Here is an 18677-nt window from a genome sequence, read left to right as displayed (position 1 = left end):
GATAAACAGATGAGTTTAACGCATTGCAATGTGCATTTCTCACAGCAGCCCGACAAGGTGGCGTATATATCCACTGCCTTGTTGAAAAGCCTTAAATTATCCGGAGCCAAGTCCGTTCGTCTGCGGCTCGGTAAGGATCAGATCCCCGCTACAGTAAAACCAATTCAGAAGGCGGGACGCCATCTATACTTGACCTCCGGCTTACGTAACGCAATCCGTGTTCCCAAAAGCGGGTCCATCTATTTGCGAAATCTGGATGGTGATATACAGCTAGGGCCGTTGATTGGCGTGCTGTCTGACGGTACCACCTCCACCACTCGCCCTTTCGGATCACGCACAGGCTTTATTAAGCAACTGCTGAAGGAAGGTAGCAAAAAATCGTATATTTTTGCCTTCACCCCTCGGGATATCAACTGGCAAAATGATACGATTAACGGCTATTTTCTGTCATCCAGCGGGGAATTTACACGTAAACTTGTACCTTTGCCAGACGTGATCTATAATCGTTTGCCGAGCCGTCGCTCTGATTTTTCCCCAGCGATCAATCAACTACGCGAACGCTTTTCCCGCAAACGAATTCCCTTCTTTAACTGGAGCTTTTTCAATAAGTCCGATATCTATAATCTGCTGGAGAATAACCCAGATGTTAACCGCTATGTCCCTGAATCATACACGAATCCCAGCTCTGAACGTATCCGAAGTATGCTGGAGCGACATCAATTTGCTTATTACAAGCCAAGTGGAGGCAGTCTCGGTAAAGGAATCTACCGTCTGTCCCATGTTCCCAAGCAAGGATATTATGTGAGGTACCGTAAGAAAAATAGCAATGTATTGCTAAAATTCACCTCTTTTAACTCCATGCTCAGGATGCTTCACTCCAATCAGGGACAGATGCTAAAGGGTTATGTCATTCAACAGGGCATCCAGCTGATCGAGATTGACAATTGCCCGATTGATTTCCGGTTTCACATGCATAAAAATGGAAATAACCAGTGGGTCGTTGTCGGCATTGGAGCCAAAAAATCCGGACGTGGCAGTGTCACAACCCATATCAAAAATGGCGGCTCCCTTATGACACCTGAACAGGCGTTGAACCGGGTATTCGGAGACCGGGCGGGTGAAGTGCTTCAACGTGCCAAGAATGTAGCAGTTACGCTCGCTGAAGCCATTGAACACCACCACCAGCATCTACTGGGTGAAATCGGTTTTGATCTGGGCATTGATCAGGATGAAAAGGTATGGATGTTTGAAGCCAACTCCAAGCCAGGCCGATCCATTTTTCAGCATCCATCGTTGCGTGCGGAGGGTAAAGCATCCGTGGAGCATATTTTGGACCACTGTCTTTACCTCAGTAAATTCCGCAGAAAAGAGGAACTATGAATACCCGGGCGGAGCATAAGCCAGTCGTTGCTGTATTGACAGTGCACGACGAAGGGCAATTTTTCAAGGGCAATCAGCGCAATTTCAGGGATATTCTTGAAACGGGAACACGGATGGGATATCAGGTGTACATTGTTACCGTCAGGGACCTGAAACTGGCAGATGAGACGGTTAAGGGCTATGTCTTCAACAAGAGCTTACAGACGTGGGAGGAACAGAATTTCCCACCTCCACAGGTCATTTATAATCGCATCCCAAACCGTAATTATGAACTTAAAACCTCTGTGCGCACAAAGTTGGATGAAATTTCACATGCCTCAGGCATTGAACTGTACAATCCAGGCTTTTTTAACAAATGGGAACTGTTCAAGTGGTTGCGTACCTCGGAAACCACTCGTCAGCTTGTTCCGGCAACCAAACGGTTAAGCAACCTGTCTTCATTAGGAAAAATGCTGTCTGCGTATCCATACCTGTATCTCAAGCCGGAAAACGGTAAGGCCGGAAAAGGGATTATGATTCTTAAATTCCACCCAGACCATCTCATGGCTTACAGACTGACCATTCAGCATGACAAAAAAAGTGTAACCTACAAATCTGTATCGCTATCCCGGCTGTGGGGACGTATCCGCCGGGAAGCAGGCAACTCGCCTTATATCATTCAACAGGGTATCGATCTGGCAACCTATCAGAAAAAACCCTTCGACCTGCGTATCCTGGTACAAAAAAATATCCGTGGCTCCTGGAGTATAACCGGGGTCGGTGCCAGACTGGCGGGTAAAGGGAGCATCACCACACATGTCCCGCGTGGCGGGAGTGTAGAGGACCCGTTCAAGCTACTGTCCTCGCTGTTTGGGCCTGAGGACAGCACGGATCTACTGAGCAAAGTTAAAAGTACGGCCATACAGATTGCACGTCAAATTGAACGCGCATCCGGTCTTTCTCACGGCGAAATGTCCATGGATTTGGGCGTGGATACGCTCGGAACACTCTGGTTTTTTGAGGCCAATGCCAAACCGATGAAATTTGACGAGCCGGAAATCCGCCAAAAGTCGCTTAGACGCATATTCCAGTACAGCTCCTTTTTGGCCGGACGATTGAAATCATGATCAAGGAAGTGGAATCATGCCGCAAATTAGCGATGTTCAACATTTGCCTGCCCGGAGCTGGCTACTGAGACGACGACAGTTGCTGTTTTTGGCCCGCAGTTCAGGGGGCATGCGCATTACTCGTAATGCTCTGCGGCAGTTGGCAGTTTTAACGCCCGAGCTATTGAACACCCCCGGCTCCTCCCTCTTGTGCGCATATGTGCGCACGGAGAAGGGGCTGCGGATTGCGGGATTTTCCCTCGCTCTGAATTACGGGAAGGATGCTTGCATCGTAATTGTTCGTCCGATTTACCGGGGCCGCAGACTGGGCGCTAGACTGCTGTCCGCCCAGCTCAAACAGCTGCGCCGTCTGACGTGCAGCGTAGCCGCCGACAATATGTCCAGTCTCAAAACCTGTTTCCGCGCTGGACTTGTTGCGCACGAAATGACGACTGGACCGACCGGGAAACCCACGCTGATATTTCACGGGGAGTTATCCCAAGATAAGCAGACGGCAGAGGAAGGTGGAATGCTGTGCCAAAACCTGTCCTAGGCATCATGACCTTGTATTTGAACAACAAGAAGCAATTGGAGGAGCGCGACATATATGAGCGCATGATTGCAGAAGGGAAAAGGCTGGGACTGGATATGTATGTATTCACTCCTGCAGATGTCCACAAGGATCGCAGGCTGCTCCTTGCCCAAATCTATGATCCACACAGCGGAAAATGGACCCGAAAATGGCGAGAGTTTCCAGATATGATTTTCGACCGTTGCCGGGTACAGCGCAGTGAGCGATATCGTCAGTTGAAGCAGTTCCGATTGCAATACACAGACCTTGTATATTTAAACCGACCGCTGAGTAACAAGTGGGTCATTCATCAGCAGCTTGCGAGGAGGTCTGCCTTTCGCGCCCATTTGCCTGCAACAGAGCTGTTCAGTGGATTTCATAGTGTAAAACGGATGCTTAAACAGAATTCACTAGTGTACCTCAAGCCGATTAACGGTACGGGAGGCCGCGGCATTTTACGTATTGAACCTGTTAACAAGCAAGGAGGCCTGTATCTGATTGAGGGCCGCAATCGCAAACGCCATATTATTCCCCAGCAGCGGGTACGTCTAGACCGTCTGGAGCCGCGTCTGAGCAGCTGGAACATGGATAACTACATTGTTCAGGAAGGCATTCCTGTGCAGTTGCCGAATGGCAGAGTCCATGATTACCGTATGCTGGTACAGAAAAATAGCCAAGGAGTATGGGAGCTAACCGGATGCGCCGGGCGAATCGGGGCACATCGGAGTGTCACTTCCAACCTGCATGGTGGAGGCAAGGCGGTACCGATGAGCCAATTGCTGACGCAATGGATTCGTGATGAAAGCCATAGAGAGAAAATCATCAAGCAAGGGGAAAAACTCGGACTGGACATCGCTGCATATCTGGAAGAAAGCTACGGGGCATTGTGCGAGCTTGCGCTCGATTTGGCAATTAATAAGGACGGTCATATATACGTGCTGGAAGTCAACCCGAAGCCAGCCCGTGAGGTCTTTTCACGTATTGGTGAAAAAGAAACCTATCGCCGTTCCATCGCCAAGCCCATGGAATATGCTTTGTGGGTCTACCACACACAAATTAATCCTAAGCCTCAGACGGACTACAAAGCAGAAGATAAAACAGAAGATAAAGCAGAAAATAAGACAGAGAATAAGACAGAGAATAAGACAAAGGAAGGCTCCACGTAAAGTGGCTGCCTTCCTTTCTTTTTTCGTCTGCCCGACAGTACCAGCATGTTTTAATTATATGGTGCGTCGAGCCTATTTATAACCAATTACCTGTGTTTCACAGTTACTCGGCGTTTTTATAAAGTGTAAGCAGTTGCGTAAAGTCTGTAATAATCGCATCGGACCCCTTCAACTCATCGTTCACACCAAATCCAGCATAAGCGCAACCGATCACCGTCTGTCCGTTCTTTTTGCCTGCTTCCACATCTGAGGAACGATCTCCTACCATCCATACGTTCGAAATATCGTGCTTGCTCAACAGAATTTCCAGCAAATTCACTTTGGAAAGCGTGCTGTACTCCCCAGCACTGTACAGTCCTTCAAAAATGGGAACCATTTCATACGCAGCAGCGATCCCCTTTACATAGTCCTCCAGCCCGTTACTGGCTACGAACAATCGAACACCTTGCTCATGAAGGGTCTGGAGTGTTTCTTTTACATGTGGATACAGGGCATGACTTCCGTTCTTCAATCCTTCCAGTTCCAGCTGAAGCAGCAGCTCGTCCGCTCTTCTATGGGCCGCTTCGCTGGCTTCCGGCATCACTCTTCTCCAGATTTCATCCAGCAGCATGCCCAAACTATTCAAAATAAGCTCCTCGGGAGGAGTCTCTCCTTCATAAAGCCCTTCGGCGCGCAGCGTATCAAACAGCTTGTGGTACGCAGGAAGCAATAGCGTCTCCGTCTGAAAAAGTGTACCGTCCATATCAAATACCATAGCCTCAGGTTTCTTCAACACAGGTGCATTGTTCATGTAGTTATCAGTCATTCCTTTCCTATGTAGGTTTACAACTCTAACCCCTCTCATGATAAGCAATAAGAGAGGTCCGTGTAAACCTCATTGCGCATACCGCTAACTCTTATATTTTTTTAAAACAGTCCTGAAACAATGCAAACCACCCCACATATCCGTGTGTAAAGCACCCCGTGGAAGCTTGAGATCCACACCATTCCAATACGAAAATCCCGCCTGCTCTATCCATTGCTCCATCGCTGACAGGTCCACTGTAGGGTAATCAAACGTCAGCAGAAGCATTCCGTCATCGCGTAAGGTCCGGTGAAATTCACGTAAGGCTGCCAAAGATTCATCAGGTGTTAAATGCTCCAGCACCGAAATACATACAATTTTGTCAAAACTGGCATCCTCATAGGGCAGAGCCGTCAGATTGGCATGTGCGGAGTGGAGCCGAACTGGCAAAATCTCCTGAATGCGCTCGGCAGCCTCCTCTCCGATATCCCGCCGCACCTCGGCCAAAATGGCATCCACGGAAATGATCCGAATATCCAGATCGCAGGCATAGACCTGAGCGCAACGGCGGGCCAACTCAAATTTGAATGGATGTGGGATTCCACATGCTGCGTCCAGCACTGTATCTTGCCCAGACATAAATTGAAGACACCACTCATACTCATAGGGGCGACTCCACCAGCTTTGGGGGAGTCTGTAAATCATGCTGGAGGAGTTGGGATCAGAATATACAAAAAAGCGAGACAGATACGGGTCAGACATGTTCATGGATGCTGCCTCCTTTTAGGGATGATTAAATTACTCTTGCGACACAGCACAGTTCATGACCCCGTTTCTCGCCTTGAAGTTTGGCTAACAATCCCATTTGCTCCGTAAAGGCAAGCTCACCGTACAAAGGATGGGCTTGCAGCAGGGCATCCAAACCAGAGGGAAGTTGGCGGGTGAACATAGCCACTGGGCGGAAGCCAGACTTTTCCAGTAAGAGCGCAAGCGTATGCTCAGAATAATGATACAAATGATCTTCCTCCGTAAATAAAGGCGAATAAACACCATAAGCCTCATTGGTGAACGAGTTTTTGTTGGGCACCGTAATATACAACGTCCCGTCAGGTTGAAGCTGTTCGCGTAAATCTGTCAAAAATGTAACAGGGTCCGCAATATGCTCCAGCACATGCCAGCATGCTACGGCCTCGTATTTGTGATCCAGTGATAAGTCAGTATCTTCTTCTGCTTCTTGTTCTTCATTCAATTCCTGTATTTCATGTGCTTCTTCGGTTTGAGTATCTTCTTCGGCTTCATCGCCCCAGTAACCCGGCAATAAATCCACGTCATATTTGTATTTGGCGTAAGCACGCGAGTCTATGGAAGGTTCAATGCCCACTGCATCCCAGCCGGCTTGAAGGGCAGCATGAATAAATTCTCCGGTACCTGATCCAATCTCAAGCAATTTTCCTTTACTGGTACTGAACATATCCAGCAGCATAAGTCCAAAAAGGGCATGATCTCCATAAGTTGAAGTTGCTGCACTATCCCGCATAGCAACCCATTCGGCATTATAAATTTTTGCAATCATATCCTCTGGCTGTATATGATCTACATCATTACGAAAAACCAATCCGCAGGAGCCGCATCCCATCAAGGTAAAGCGTTCATAGCTATGAAATACTGCCGTGTCAGATGAGCCACACAGTTTGCATTTACTATAAAGTAAGTCCTTTGTTTCACTTTTTATTTGTAGGTCGGAATTATTAATAACCTGGACACTCGCAATCTCAGCAACATCCATGGCGTTCACATCATCGGCAGCTTCATACTCTGGTGCAGTTTCTTTTTCTGCATTTATGTTGTCCTGATCTACCCAAAGCGTGAGTCGGGGGTTCGGGTCCAAAATAGATTCATATTGCTCTTTCCAGCCATAACGAGCACTTGGATCAAGCAACTGGTATCGCTGAAATTTGGCCATGCGAATAGCAGGTGTACACCATCCCCAATGCTGGATACGGTAGTTGCTGATTTCACTGGGTAGGTCAAGCACATTTTCGGGAAATCTCCCACAGTGCAAGGACTGCTCCTTCCATTTATAAGAAAACCCTTCCTTATATCGAATTAAAAAAGGACGGTAATACTGATGAGCCTGCCAATAATCATCATCGCGATAATGCGTGGAAGTCCACATATCAAACAACCTGAAACAAATCGTATCCGCTTTCGTTCCTGCTAACAACGAATGTACCCCTTGAGCAAAACGGGATTCGAACATTTCGTCAGCGTCCATGTTTAATATCCATTCGGGAGAGGATGCCAACGTCTCTCTCCACTGCTGTTTTCGCAGCTCTAATTCATTGGTAAAAGAAGCTGTTTCATTGCGTATTAAACGCAATGGGATTCCCTTCAGGATCTCGCGGCACAACTCTCCGCTATCATCCTGACTGCCATCATCAATAATGACCGCTTCATCAATATATTCCCGATGACTCCGCAGCACGTCAATGAGCTTGCGATCTGCCTCATTGTATACCGTCATGGTCAGCGTCAATTTGGGTTTGGAGACAGGCGGCGTATGAAGTTCACTTTGTCGTGGACCAGAGAATGTTTGTGGTACAGCAAAAGAATCTGCAGTGTACTTGGCAAAGACAGCTGACTCACGGAGATCATACGGTATAACAGGAGGTTCAGGGAACTTAGAGGGACTTGATGATGCAGAACGATTGAAGGCAGGAGAGTTAGTAGAAGTATCGGAGTGATCCAGATATGCTAAATGTTCTGAATGGTCCGTATGAACACCACTCGTTGTAAAATACTTTAGGGTGAATAGTAGCTGCTCTGCCTTTATTCTATCCGCTTCCCGGTACAGATGCATCGCCGGATAGTGTGTATCTACAAAAAGTGGAAATCCAAATGCAGCTGCCCGAATACAGAAATGTCGATCTTCTCCCCAATAGGAAACGTTTTTGATTTTACCAAAGTGAATCCCTGCTTCCAGTGCACGTCTGCGGATTAGGGTGCAAGCGCCTAGACCACCCACCTCGTACAAACCAGGAACGTGCAATTGGTGTATGAAATGCAACTCGCGTTGCGCTCGCTCCTCTGCCGACAACACTTCGCCTTCTTCACGATGGAACAAATTATATTCATCACTAACCCACACCTGAGGCAATAGAGGCCCCTCCGGCTGCCAGCGTGTCCAGAAAATCTCAGATACAATATCCTTCTCCGCCTCTACCAGTTTACATAAGGTACGGGAATGGAGAATCAGGTCTGAATCGACCAAAAACAGCGCGTCATAATTATGCTGAAGTGCATAATCAATAAGACGATTTTTAAAATCAGCCACTTTCCAGACGAGGGCAGGCGGCCAATAATGAGTGTGCTCATCACTTCGGTTCTCCACTTGCTGTGAGCCTGTCAACAAGGGCAAAACCCTGCCTGGCAGTCGATTGGAAAAATCGGCAAGCCATTGGCTTGAAGTCGGATTGTCATTATCATCCACAAATAAATAATCGGGCAGCACGTCAGGTGCCTCCAGTCGCTCCAAAGCTTGAAGAAATAAAGACAATGTTTCCGGTTTCTGGTGCACCGGGCTACCGATTAGTATACGCATGATTCAACGCCTCCATCAGGTAGAAGCCTCATAAACCGTTCTCCCTCCATGTCCTAAGGCATACCATAATTGCGACCAAGCGATATGGGAGTGAGCGTGGTAGGAATGGACTTACACCTGGAAATATCAATGAAAACGACATCAATACAAAAATACAACCTTAACATCCAGTTAACTGCCTTTTTTCTGTTTTTCACCTGTTTTCCAACTACATTTAGCCATCAAATTTATTTCCCGGTCGCACTTGATAATATCGAATTTCGCACAATCTCCTCCCCCTTCATATCAGACTTTGATTTTCTAATTTATTAGAGCAAGTTTGAATTTATGATCATTACACATCCTCTAAATGCTCCATCGGAATTACTACATAATGAGCAAGCTATCCTACATAAAATGGAGATTATATCAAGTTTTTTGGGAGGGACAAAGAGCATGGTAACTGTCAGCTTATGTATGATTGTCAAAAATGAAGAAGAAGCACTTCATACCTGTCTGAAATCAGTCCATGACCTGGTAGATGAAATCATTATCGTTGATACTGGCTCTACCGACAGTACCCAAGAGGTAGCTGCATCGTTCAACGCTCGGATATACCCTTTTGAATGGTGTGATGATTTTTCCGCAGCCCGCAATTATGCGTTTGATCAGGCAACACAGGAATATCAATTTTGGCTGGATGCCGACGACATCTTAGAAGAGCAAGACCGACTGGCATTTCTCGACTGGAAAAAACAAGCCACCGTCTCGTATGACAGCATTACGATGGATTATGTGCTATCTGTAGATGAACAGGGGCAGCCGCTGCATAAGCTCAAAAGAAACCGAATGGTGCGACGTGATCGTAAATTCAGATGGATCGGATTTGTTCACGAATTCCTGAATGTGACAGGCAGTACCTTTCACAGTAATATGGCGGTGACTCATAAAAAGACACGTGCTTACACTGATCGTAATTTGCATATCTATCTCAAGCATCGGGAGCAAGGCACCGCATTTTCTGAACGAGATCACTACTACTTCGCTAATGAACTTTATGATAACGGACGCATACTAGAAGCCATCCAGCAGTACAAACACTATCTGGGTCTAGATCTCGGATGGATTGAAGATCGGATTGCTGCTTGCTTTAAGCTAGCGGATTGCTACGCTCACCAGGGTCAAAAACAGGAGCAGCGTATGGCTCTGCTTCGCACACTTAACCTTGATGTACCACGCGCACAGTTCTGCTGTGCCTTTGGCAATTTGTTCATTGAAGATGAGCAGTATACTCAAGCCATTTACTGGTTTCGTCAGGCGACGCTGATAGAGCCTCCACAAGATGTGATGGCCTTAACCAATTCCTCGTACTATACCTGGTTTCCACACTTGCAATTATGCCTGTGTTACGACCGAATCGGTGACATCGAAAAGGCAAAATCGCATCATCGCATCGCTCAGTTGCACCATCCTACCCATCCAAGCGTGTTATATAACGAGCAATATTTTGCACAACTGAAGCAATAGGGATGAGAAAGACGCGCCAGGGAAGGTCGTTTAATGTAGCCGGCCTTTTAGTCATCATGCCGATATGTGCTCGGCACGATACCCGGGCTGACAGCCTGCAATTTTTGGGGGCTTTTATTTTTGCCCCCTCTTATATACAAAATGCCCATTGCTACTCCTTGAGAACGACCATTTCATAGCTTAGATGACTTCAAAAGAAAAAAGTCTCCTGCAAGCTTAAGCTCACCAAGAGACCTTGTGTATCATTTTCTCAGAACACTTTCTTCCGGTCTCTTTCCCCCTTCAAAATTTCCACAGACTCATGGAAACGGAGCGAATGGATTATTTCGCGTTCACGCAGAAACTTCAGACTATCCTGCAAATCCACATCATCGGTTAAATCAATCAGCCACTGATATGTAGCTCTCGCCTTTTCTTCTGCCGCAATATCCTCATACAAATCCGCAATTGGATCACCCTTGGCTTGAAAATAGGTCGCTGTAAAAGGAACTCCGCCTGCGCTCTGGTAATACAGCGCATGATCATGCGCCGCATAATATTCCCCCAGCCCGGCTGCCTTCATTTGCTCTACACTCGCATCCTTGGTCAGCTTGTAAATCATAGTCGCAATCATTTCGAGGTGCGCAAATTCTTCCGTACCTATATCATTAAGTACGCCGATAACCTTATCCGGAATCGTATACCGCTGATTCAGATACCGCAAAGCCGCCGCCAGCTCGCCATCCGCTCCACCATACTGCTCCATAAGCAGTTTGGCCATATGAGGATCACATTTGCTGACACGTACGGGATATTGCAGTTTTTTCTCATATACCCACATTCATGTTCCTCCTTTATAAAAGGTTGTACCTACCTAGACCTGCCACGGCCAAGGAGTTTGGTTCCATTCCCAAGGATACTTGGAATAGGCACGGCCAAAATTTTGTAAAGGCCCATATAAGATCTGGTACTCGTTAGCAATCGCCGTTCTTTCCTGCGTCAGCTTATTGAACTGTTCGATAGCCTGTAAATCATCCGGGTGTGTATTGAGATACAAATTCAGTTCCACCAATACAAAATCTACCGCCTGAAGCTTCTCCAACAGCGCATAAAACTGGGCATCACCCGGCTTGGTTTGGGGCGTGCAGCCTTGGGCTGGGTTTCCGGCTTGACTATAGTCCTGAGCTTGGCTCTGATACTGGTTCTGGTATGAATACGGATTTGAATAAGGGCTTTGATATGGATTCGGCTGTTGATACCCACTCTCATGCTGAATTTGCTGTTGGAATGGGTTTGGGGACTGACCCTGTTTTGGATTCTCCATTCTATTCGCCTCCCCCCTGGTTTCTCATAGGCTCATAAGGGCTGTAAAGTAGAGGCCATAGTGTCCCCTTCGTCAGCGCCTCATCTGGACTGAATTGCGGTAGACCAGGGGGCTGAAATTGTACAAATAAGTTTGGCGGAAGCACATAAGTCTTGCACAGGACGGGTGGACACGGATCGAACGGGCCGACAAACGGGGCATACTCACCTTGCTGTGGAAATTTCACGGGCCGGGACCTCCTTTGATTGATCCATCTGCTTTACTATTCAACATATGCCGCATCGCCCAAGTCTCGAACAAAAAATCACAGATAAAAATAATTGTTCAAAGAAAATAACTATAGAACTGTTTCTAATCAAAAAAGAGCCTTTAAACCCACGGTACGTGGATCTAAAGGCTCTTTCTTCAGCACTCTATAATAACTTACATACCTCAACTGATCTTACCTATCTCTGTGGATCAGGAATCAATCGGTAGAAAGCTCATCTTCAATCACAGGCTCAGGCTTGCGGTGAATCTTCACTCTCATTATGCGAAGCCTTGTTGCTTCCTCCACCTCAAAGGTAAGGTTATAAAACTCAATTTTCTTCCCTTTCACCGGAATGCCTTCCAATTCCTTGAACAGCCATCCCCCGATGGAATCCACCTCGTCGTCTTCAATATTCACTCCAGTCAAATCATTGACATCCTCAATGAGCATACGACCGTCCACAGAGATGAAGTTCTCCTTCATTTCCACGCTCGGGCGTTCATCCTCAAATTCATCATAGAGATCCCCGACGATTTCCTCCAAAATTTCCTCCGCTGTCAGCAGCCCGGCCGTTCCGCCGTACTCATCTACCACGAGAGTCATTTGGGAATGTTTTTTCTGCATAAGGCGTAGCACGTGACTCACTTCCATGGACTCCGGCACATTCAAAATAGGACGTACCACCGAAGCCAGATCCAGTTGCTCTCCCTGCTCAGCTAGCAGAAGATCCGTAATATGGACAAAACCGATAATCTGGTCTTTATCCTCAACCGCTACCGGGTAGCGGGAATGCTTGGTCTCGCTGATAATCTTGAGATTTTCCTTAAACGACAAATTCGTGTACAAACAATCCATATCTGTACGCGGCAGCATGATTTCGCGGGCAAGCAAGTCAGAAAAATCAAAAATATTATCCATCAGCTTAATTTCGTCCTTATCAATCACACCGCTTTTGGCGCTCTGATTCATCAATATACGAATCTCTTCCTCCGAATGAGCCGCTTCGGCTTCACTCGCCGGCTGAATGCCGAATGCACGCAACAGTAAATTTGCCGCAGCATTCAATACCCAGATCACAGGCAGAAAGACCTTATAAAAAAGCAGCAAAGGCGCCGATAAAAACAACGCCACACCTTCGGTCTTCTGAATCGCTAAGGACTTTGGCGCCAGTTCCCCCAATACGATATGCAAAAAGGTAATTACGCAAAATCCGACGATAACGGATACCGTTGTAATCAGTGTACCGTCAGTTACACCGAGTTTGTGCATGAGTGGCTCTATCAGGTAGCCGGATATTGCTGGCTCTCCAATCCAACCCAAGCCCAATGAAGCCAGCGTAATGCCCAATTGGGTGGCGGACAGATAAGCATCCAACTTTTGGTTCACCTTCAGCGCATAGCCTGCCAGGCGATGACCCTCGCTTTGGAGCTGCGTCAATCGGGATTGGCGCATTTTGACCAACGAAAATTCTGCGGCCACAAATACACCATTTAGAAAGACAAGCAGCAGTACCAAGAGGAGATTCACAGCTAGCAATCCCCAATGAAACTCGGTATGACCATCCAATACGAACTCCCCATTTCTATAGTTTGCATTTTGCATCTTTTGGTTTGCAAGCAATTCAATCCAAATTTTATTGATTGGAAGTTGCTAATTAAAATCATGCAAAAATACTCATAATTGTAATGCTTTTCTTGATTTAAAGTCTATTCCTTTGTAGTACATATCCGCCACGAGCAGGTTCGGTCCACAACAGGCAGCGGCATCACAATGACAGTTCACAGTCTGATTCAGCGGATGCTCATTCAGCCATTCACCAAAAATATCGTCCAGACTGTCTTCCTGAATGTTTCCGAAAGCCGGAATGTCTGCAAAATCCGTCACATACACGCTACCCGTGAACATATTCACATTCACACGGTTTCTTCCGTCTGGATCATTACGCACCGTAATATTCGGTTCCTGACGCAAGCGGCGAAGCAGTTTGCGGTCTTCTTCCCGATCCGAACAAGCAAAGAACGGTAATGTCCCAAACAACATCCACATGTCCTGATTACGTACATCCAGCAGCTTATGGATAGAGTTTCGCATATCGTCGAGTGAAAGCACAGGCAAAGCAGAGGCAAAATTCGACGCATACATTGGATGAACTTCATGCCGTCGGCATCCCATTTCGTTGATTAACTGATGAATGCCCTCCAGCTTCGTGTGTGTCCGATAATTAATCATGGATTCAGCTGAAATGAACATTCCCATTTCACTCAATCTGCGGGCATTTTCCATCATTTTTTCATACAGGCGAACAGCACCCGCACGTGGAGTCGGCCGGCCGGTATTTGCAAAACCCACTTCATAAAAATCGTCCGCATTCAAATAGTTAAACGAAATATGCATCACATCCAGATAAGGAAGCATCTTCTCATATCTGCGAATATCTAACGTCAGATTGGAGTTGATTTGTGAGCGAATACCGCGCTCCTTGGCATATTTCAGCAGTGGAACGATCACTTCATCCACTGTTTTATCGAGTAAAGCAGGTTCCCCGCCTGTAATACTGATGGTCTCCAGATGCTCGACTTCATCCAGACGCTTCAGCATTAGGTCTAACGGCAGGAAAGGGGCCTCCTTCATAACTAACATGTCGCCAACAGCGCAATGCTCACAGCGCATATTACATAGATGCGTTACGGTCATTTCCACACTCGTTAGCAAATGACGACCATGTGTACGCAGTGAGACAATCGGGTCCCACGGATCATAGGTTGGCGATATTTGGGGTAGCGTGTTATTTTGTAGAACTGTCATTATGTTTTCACCTTATTTCTGTTATTAACCTCAAAAGACGTATAATTATCATATCATGATGTGTAAAGTGTCTGCATGCTTTCTTCCACATCATCTGCTAATCTACGTGTACTCCTCCGAAAGGGGCGGCAGTAGCGCCCAATGTGTTTGTAATCATAACCGAGAGGGATACGGACAAATCGACATCATAAGGTGCCTTCACTTCCTGCCCATCCCGGTCCCTTACAATGCGAATGACGGGTCTTTGCGGGATTTTGGGATGTATACGCACCACGACCCCCTCTTCCCCCGTGTTGAGCACCACAGAGAGTCCCAGGGGGTAAATAGCTACACAATCACGAAAGGCTTCCAGCATTCGCTGCTCATATAACGTTCCTGCCCCGGCGTACAGCACTTCCATCGCTTCATAAGGCAACAAAGCCTGTTTATATATCCGACTTGCTGTCATTGCGTCGTACGAGTCCGCCAGACCGATCCATTTCGCATATTCGTGGATCTGGTCCTTTTTCCAACCATGTGGGTATCCACTGCCGTCGATACGCTCATGATGCTGTAATGCACAATGAGCCGACAACAAGGGAATTCCAGGCTCGTCTTTGAGCAGCTTGTAGCCGATCACCGTGTGTGTTTTCATATGCTCATATTCCTCATCCGTCAATTTACCCGGCTTATAGAGTACTTGAGGTGAAATTTTCATTTTACCGATATCGTGCAGTAGTGAACCTATCCCCAGCTCCATGAGCTGGTTATTATCGTAGCCATTGGATATTCCAAGTACTAGTGAATATAAACATACGTTCAAAGAATGATGATACAAATCCTGATCCGCGGCCCCGATATCCATCAACATAATGATGGTGTCCTGACGGCCTCCAATATCGTCCAGAATGGATTCCATCACCTTATAAAATGACTTGCCAAAATATTTGTGCTTATGATCTACGGAGTAGGATGACAACCCTTGAAACTGCTTTTTGATTTCCTGTAGCGCCGCGGCCCTTGTCTGTTCATGGATCATCTCAGGAATGACGATATCTTCTGTCACAGCATCCTCAATGTATACATATCCAATACCGACTTGGCCTAGACGTTCAATCAATCGCGAAGTAAGCTCAACACCTTCCGAGAGCAGCACCATTCCGTTTTCATTGTATATTTTTTTGCCCAGCTTCATGCCGGCTCTCAATAATGTAACAGGTACCAGTCGCAGCTTAATCCTCTCCCGATTGTTTTGATACCTGAAGCCACCTAGCTGCAAAACATTCTTCCATCGCGCCCGGACGCTTCAACTCCATTTCAATCAAATCCCGTAAAAATTCTGGAAGCATAAATCGGAGATCTGTTCCGTTCGCAAGCACTTCATAACCTGCTTTGAAAGTGAACATATCCAACGTGCCCACTGTGTATTCCTCATGCTCTTCCAAAGGTTGACCCGCTACACGAATGTCCGTCACTTTTTCATAAGGAGCACGGCCCGAGTCATACTGAATGGCCAAGCCTTCCACACACATCGTGCCAAGCACTTTGCCTCTGAAGCCAAAGCCCGTCATGGGCTTGTCTGTAAATTCAGGCAGCAAGGACTGCTCCAGCGCCAACCGAATATCTCTTCCCCGCAACTTCATAACACAGGCATTAATCGGCGAAGGGCATAAGGAATGTAGTATTCCTTTGCTGATATCCCCTTGAGGTAATGGGCCGAGCAGTTGTCCCGCATTGACGAGGGCAATTTCTGTTCCTGTAAAATGGGACACCGCTTGTGCCAGCATATTCCCAAAAGGGGATTCCTGATCATATGCAATCTCCAGTTTCCGATCCGTCACCGCAATGGTGCTCTCCATGGCGCGCTCTGCTTGTCTGCGATGCACCACAATGGCCGATGCCACTTTTTCGTCCAGTAGTGTCTGATCTACAGGAACTACGCCGCCTGACGTGACTCGAAACGGTTCGAGGCTATTGTTACGACTTAGTGTCACTTCACCCAGCAGCGTTCCGAACTTCCCCGCCCCACATAAAGCTGTTTTTCCGATCCAAAGCGGTTCCTCCAGCACATGATGGGTGTGACCTCCAAGGATAACGTCAATTTCAGGAAACTGCGACGCTAATTTTTGATCGGAAGGTAGACCCAGGTGCGACATCACGACCAAAACATCAACCTGCTTTCTCAGTGCCGCGATCTGCTTCCCCAGCACCTCAAACGGATTGAGCACATCCCAGCCCAGCAATTGATAAAACTCTACAAAAGGAGCCGTCACACCGAGTAAACCGACCTTGATTCCAGCTTTGTCTACGATAAGGGATTCCTTCATCCACGAAGGGCTCATCCCCGTAGCACGCTCTGTCATATTGCCGCATACGACCGGACAATGAATCCCCGCATATGCCTGTTCAATCATATCCGGGGTAAAAGTCAGTCCCTCATTGTTACCGATCGTAATTGCATCGTATCCTGTTAGATTAATCACATCCACATTTGCCCCACCGAGCGTTCCTTCCGTTTCGGGGGCCATCCGGTCCATGTGGTCTCCTATGTCGAGCACAAGCAGCGCATCCCGTGATGCGGCTCTTCGTTCATCGATCATCGCGGCTATCGAAGGCATACTGCCAAAATGACTATGGATATCATTGGTATGCAAAATGGTCAACGTTTGCCGAGTCGTCATCTCCATAACCGCCCTCCTCTATACTTTATATATATCGACTTTGGAGCTTCTAATGTTTAAGCATACCATGTTATTTAGCAATATGGTACATATGAGTGGACATAGTCCTTAAGCTTCGCTGTACTCTCTGAACAATCTCACATCATAAACATAGTGAAAAGCATTGACGTAATCTACTGTAGGAATCTGATAGGAAACGGGTGCCTGGGACCTATTTTACAGCTTGGAATAATAGTAATTTAGTCGTTGTCATCCCATATAATTCTTGATATATTAGGGTTGTTTCATATTTTCGACAAATTTACGACAATAAGGAGGTTAGCACATGAGAGTTCACGTTACCGATGCCAAGCCGGGAGATCGCCTCAAATCCGATACATACAATGGGCACGGTGTACCTGTCATGATTCAGGGCACCGAGCTTCAGCATGACGACATTTCCAAACTCATTATGCATGGTGTCGATTATATCGACATTGATGCCGGTTCTGCGAGCATTCCGGTTGACTTTGCCCCCGATGTTCCAGCTTCCCCTGAATCCCTCAAACGCGCCGTTCCCCTCATGGAGCAGACGATCAGTGGCTTTGAAAGCATGTTTCTCGAAGCTTCCTCAACTGGAAAATTTGATGAATATCGAGTTGATGAACTGTTCGGCCCTCTCGTTTCAGAGCTGGCTCGTCAAAAAGATGTCGTATCTCTGCTGTTAATTATGGAGCGGGGAGATCACTATACCTATAATCATTCTCTCCAAGTAGGTGTACTGTCATATTACATTGCCACATGGCTTGGATATACAGAAGAAGAAGCTTATGCCGCTGGTAAAGCCGGATATTTACACGATATAGGCAAATCCATGATACCGGATGAAATTTTGAACAAACCGGATAAACTGACACCTGAAGAATTTCATGAAATGAAGAAACATTCTCTCTATGGCTATGATATTATTCGCAATTCAACCAGCGATGAGATTTCTGCAATTGTCGCCTTGCAGCATCACGAGCGTGAAGATGGAAGTGGATATCCCCATGGACTGTTCAAGGAAGAAATTCATCCTTTTGCCAGCATAACAGCTATTGCAGACGTGTATAGCGCGATGATTTCCAATCGTGTGTACCAGACGAAGCAGGAGCTACTCGCCGTATTACGCGAGCTGCACAGCATGAGTTTTGGACATCTAAACCCAGAAGCTACCCAAGTGTTCATCAGACATATGCTTCCTAATTTCATTAATAAGCAGGTTCTGCTGACTACAGGGCAGACAGGAACGATTATTCTGAACAATCCTGCTGATTACTTCAGACCCTTAGTGAGAATTAACGATGATGAATATGTAGATTTATCTAGGGAACGCCATGTATCCATTGATGAAATTTATTTGGAATCCTGATCCGCTACTGCCTCCCGGCGTTACTTCGGTGGAACGAAATGTCTTGCCGAAGCCCAGGCTACGCGAATAAAAAGAGACTGTCCTTGATTCGTAGGTTCTTCTACGAAGGACAGCCTCTTTTTATGTTAGGGACATTAACCTAGTCACAATTTACAACGATCAAACACAATAAAAAC

16 protein-coding genes are annotated in these 18677 nt (G+C 46.7%); 6 read left to right on the top strand and 10 right to left on the bottom strand.

Annotation, left to right across the window (positions count from 1 at the left end; all coding sequences use genetic code 11):
- The first annotated feature begins 9 nt into the window (after nt 1–9).
- The 4 genes from MKY24_RS08290 to MKY24_RS08275 are packed head-to-tail and all read left to right on the top strand — an operon-like array spanning nt 10 to nt 4202.
- On the top strand, nt 10–1380 hold the full coding sequence (locus MKY24_RS08290; protein ID WP_013309575.1) for a YheC/YheD family protein: 1371 nt from the start codon (nt 10–12) through the stop codon (nt 1378–1380).
- The gene (locus MKY24_RS08285; protein WP_023987900.1) at nt 1377–2486 is read left to right on the top strand and encodes a YheC/YheD family protein; all 1110 of its coding nucleotides are present in this window, start codon (nt 1377–1379) and stop codon (nt 2484–2486) included. The genes MKY24_RS08290 and MKY24_RS08285 overlap by 4 nt, the downstream gene beginning before the upstream one ends.
- A 16-nt stretch (nt 2487–2502) precedes the next feature.
- Nucleotides 2503–3018, top strand: coding sequence for a GNAT family N-acetyltransferase (locus MKY24_RS08280; RefSeq protein ID WP_339201756.1), 516 nt, complete (start codon nt 2503–2505; stop codon nt 3016–3018).
- Nucleotides 3000–4202, top strand: coding sequence for a YheC/YheD family protein (locus tag MKY24_RS08275; RefSeq protein WP_028542900.1), 1203 nt, complete (start codon nt 3000–3002; stop codon nt 4200–4202). The genes MKY24_RS08280 and MKY24_RS08275 overlap by 19 nt, the downstream gene beginning before the upstream one ends.
- Nucleotides 4203–4305: 103 nt before the next feature.
- On the opposite strand, the gene MKY24_RS08270 is transcribed toward MKY24_RS08275, so the two are convergent.
- The 3 genes from MKY24_RS08270 to MKY24_RS08260 all read right to left on the bottom strand — a co-directional run bounded on the left by MKY24_RS08270 (nt 4306) and on the right by MKY24_RS08260 (nt 8587).
- Nucleotides 4306–5007 (bottom strand): HAD hydrolase-like protein, encoded by a 702-nt coding sequence (locus MKY24_RS08270; RefSeq protein WP_013309571.1) that lies wholly within the window; start codon nt 5005–5007, stop codon nt 4306–4308.
- An 84-nt stretch (nt 5008–5091) separates the two neighbouring features.
- On the bottom strand, nt 5092–5754 hold the full coding sequence (locus tag MKY24_RS08265) for a class I SAM-dependent methyltransferase (RefSeq protein ID WP_023987896.1): 663 nt from the start codon (nt 5752–5754) through the stop codon (nt 5092–5094).
- A gap of 25 nt (nt 5755–5779) precedes the next feature.
- Nucleotides 5780–8587, bottom strand: a complete 2808-nt coding sequence (locus MKY24_RS08260; protein WP_339201755.1) for a bifunctional glycosyltransferase/class I SAM-dependent methyltransferase — start codon at nt 8585–8587, stop codon at nt 5780–5782.
- Between the two features lie 435 nt (nt 8588–9022).
- On the opposite strand from MKY24_RS08260, the gene MKY24_RS08255 reads away from it, so the two are divergent.
- The gene (locus MKY24_RS08255) at nt 9023–10093 is read left to right on the top strand and encodes a glycosyltransferase family 2 protein (protein WP_023987894.1); all 1071 of its coding nucleotides are present in this window, start codon (nt 9023–9025) and stop codon (nt 10091–10093) included.
- A gap of 250 nt (nt 10094–10343) precedes the next feature.
- On the opposite strand, the gene MKY24_RS08250 is transcribed toward MKY24_RS08255, so the two are convergent.
- The 7 genes from MKY24_RS08250 to MKY24_RS08220 form a co-directional block, all read right to left on the bottom strand.
- On the bottom strand, nt 10344–10913 hold the full coding sequence (locus tag MKY24_RS08250; RefSeq protein WP_013309567.1) for a manganese catalase family protein: 570 nt from the start codon (nt 10911–10913) through the stop codon (nt 10344–10346).
- Nucleotides 10914–10946: 33 nt separating this feature from the next.
- Nucleotides 10947–11396 carry a spore coat protein CotJB gene (locus MKY24_RS08245; protein WP_023987893.1) on the bottom strand — a complete coding sequence of 150 codons (450 nt, stop codon included), beginning with the start codon at nt 11394–11396 and terminating at the stop codon, nt 10947–10949.
- A 1-nt stretch (nt 11397) separates the two neighbouring features.
- Nucleotides 11398–11622: a spore coat associated protein CotJA gene (locus tag MKY24_RS08240; RefSeq protein ID WP_025722540.1), complete on the bottom strand. Its 225-nt coding sequence runs from the start codon at nt 11620–11622 to the stop codon at nt 11398–11400.
- A gap of 240 nt (nt 11623–11862) precedes the next feature.
- On the bottom strand, nt 11863–13212 hold the full coding sequence (locus MKY24_RS08235; RefSeq protein WP_023987891.1) for a hemolysin family protein: 1350 nt from the start codon (nt 13210–13212) through the stop codon (nt 11863–11865).
- A gap of 108 nt (nt 13213–13320) precedes the next feature.
- Nucleotides 13321–14451 carry a radical SAM/CxCxxxxC motif protein YfkAB gene (yfkAB, locus tag MKY24_RS08230; RefSeq protein WP_023987890.1) on the bottom strand — a complete coding sequence of 377 codons (1131 nt, stop codon included), beginning with the start codon at nt 14449–14451 and terminating at the stop codon, nt 13321–13323.
- A 97-nt stretch (nt 14452–14548) separates the two neighbouring features.
- The gene (locus tag MKY24_RS08225) at nt 14549–15709 is read right to left on the bottom strand and encodes an HD-GYP domain-containing protein (protein ID WP_025722542.1); all 1161 of its coding nucleotides are present in this window, start codon (nt 15707–15709) and stop codon (nt 14549–14551) included.
- A complete protein-coding gene (locus tag MKY24_RS08220; RefSeq protein ID WP_023987888.1) occupies nt 15663–17117 on the bottom strand; it encodes a bifunctional UDP-sugar hydrolase/5'-nucleotidase in 1455 nt (484 codons plus the stop codon). Before MKY24_RS08220 ends, MKY24_RS08225 begins: the two co-directional genes overlap by 47 nt.
- A 319-nt stretch (nt 17118–17436) precedes the next feature.
- Between MKY24_RS08220 and MKY24_RS08215 the strand changes: the two genes are divergently transcribed.
- Nucleotides 17437–18501: an HD-GYP domain-containing protein gene (locus MKY24_RS08215; RefSeq protein WP_023987887.1), complete on the top strand. Its 1065-nt coding sequence runs from the start codon at nt 17437–17439 to the stop codon at nt 18499–18501.
- Nucleotides 18502–18677: the final 176 nt, after the last annotated feature.

Origin of the sequence: Paenibacillus sp. FSL P2-0322 (assembly GCF_037975315.1) — a bacterium.
Taxonomy (GTDB): domain Bacteria; phylum Bacillota; class Bacilli; order Paenibacillales; family Paenibacillaceae; genus Paenibacillus; species Paenibacillus polymyxa_B.
This window is presented reverse-complemented; position numbering and strand designations above follow the sequence as displayed.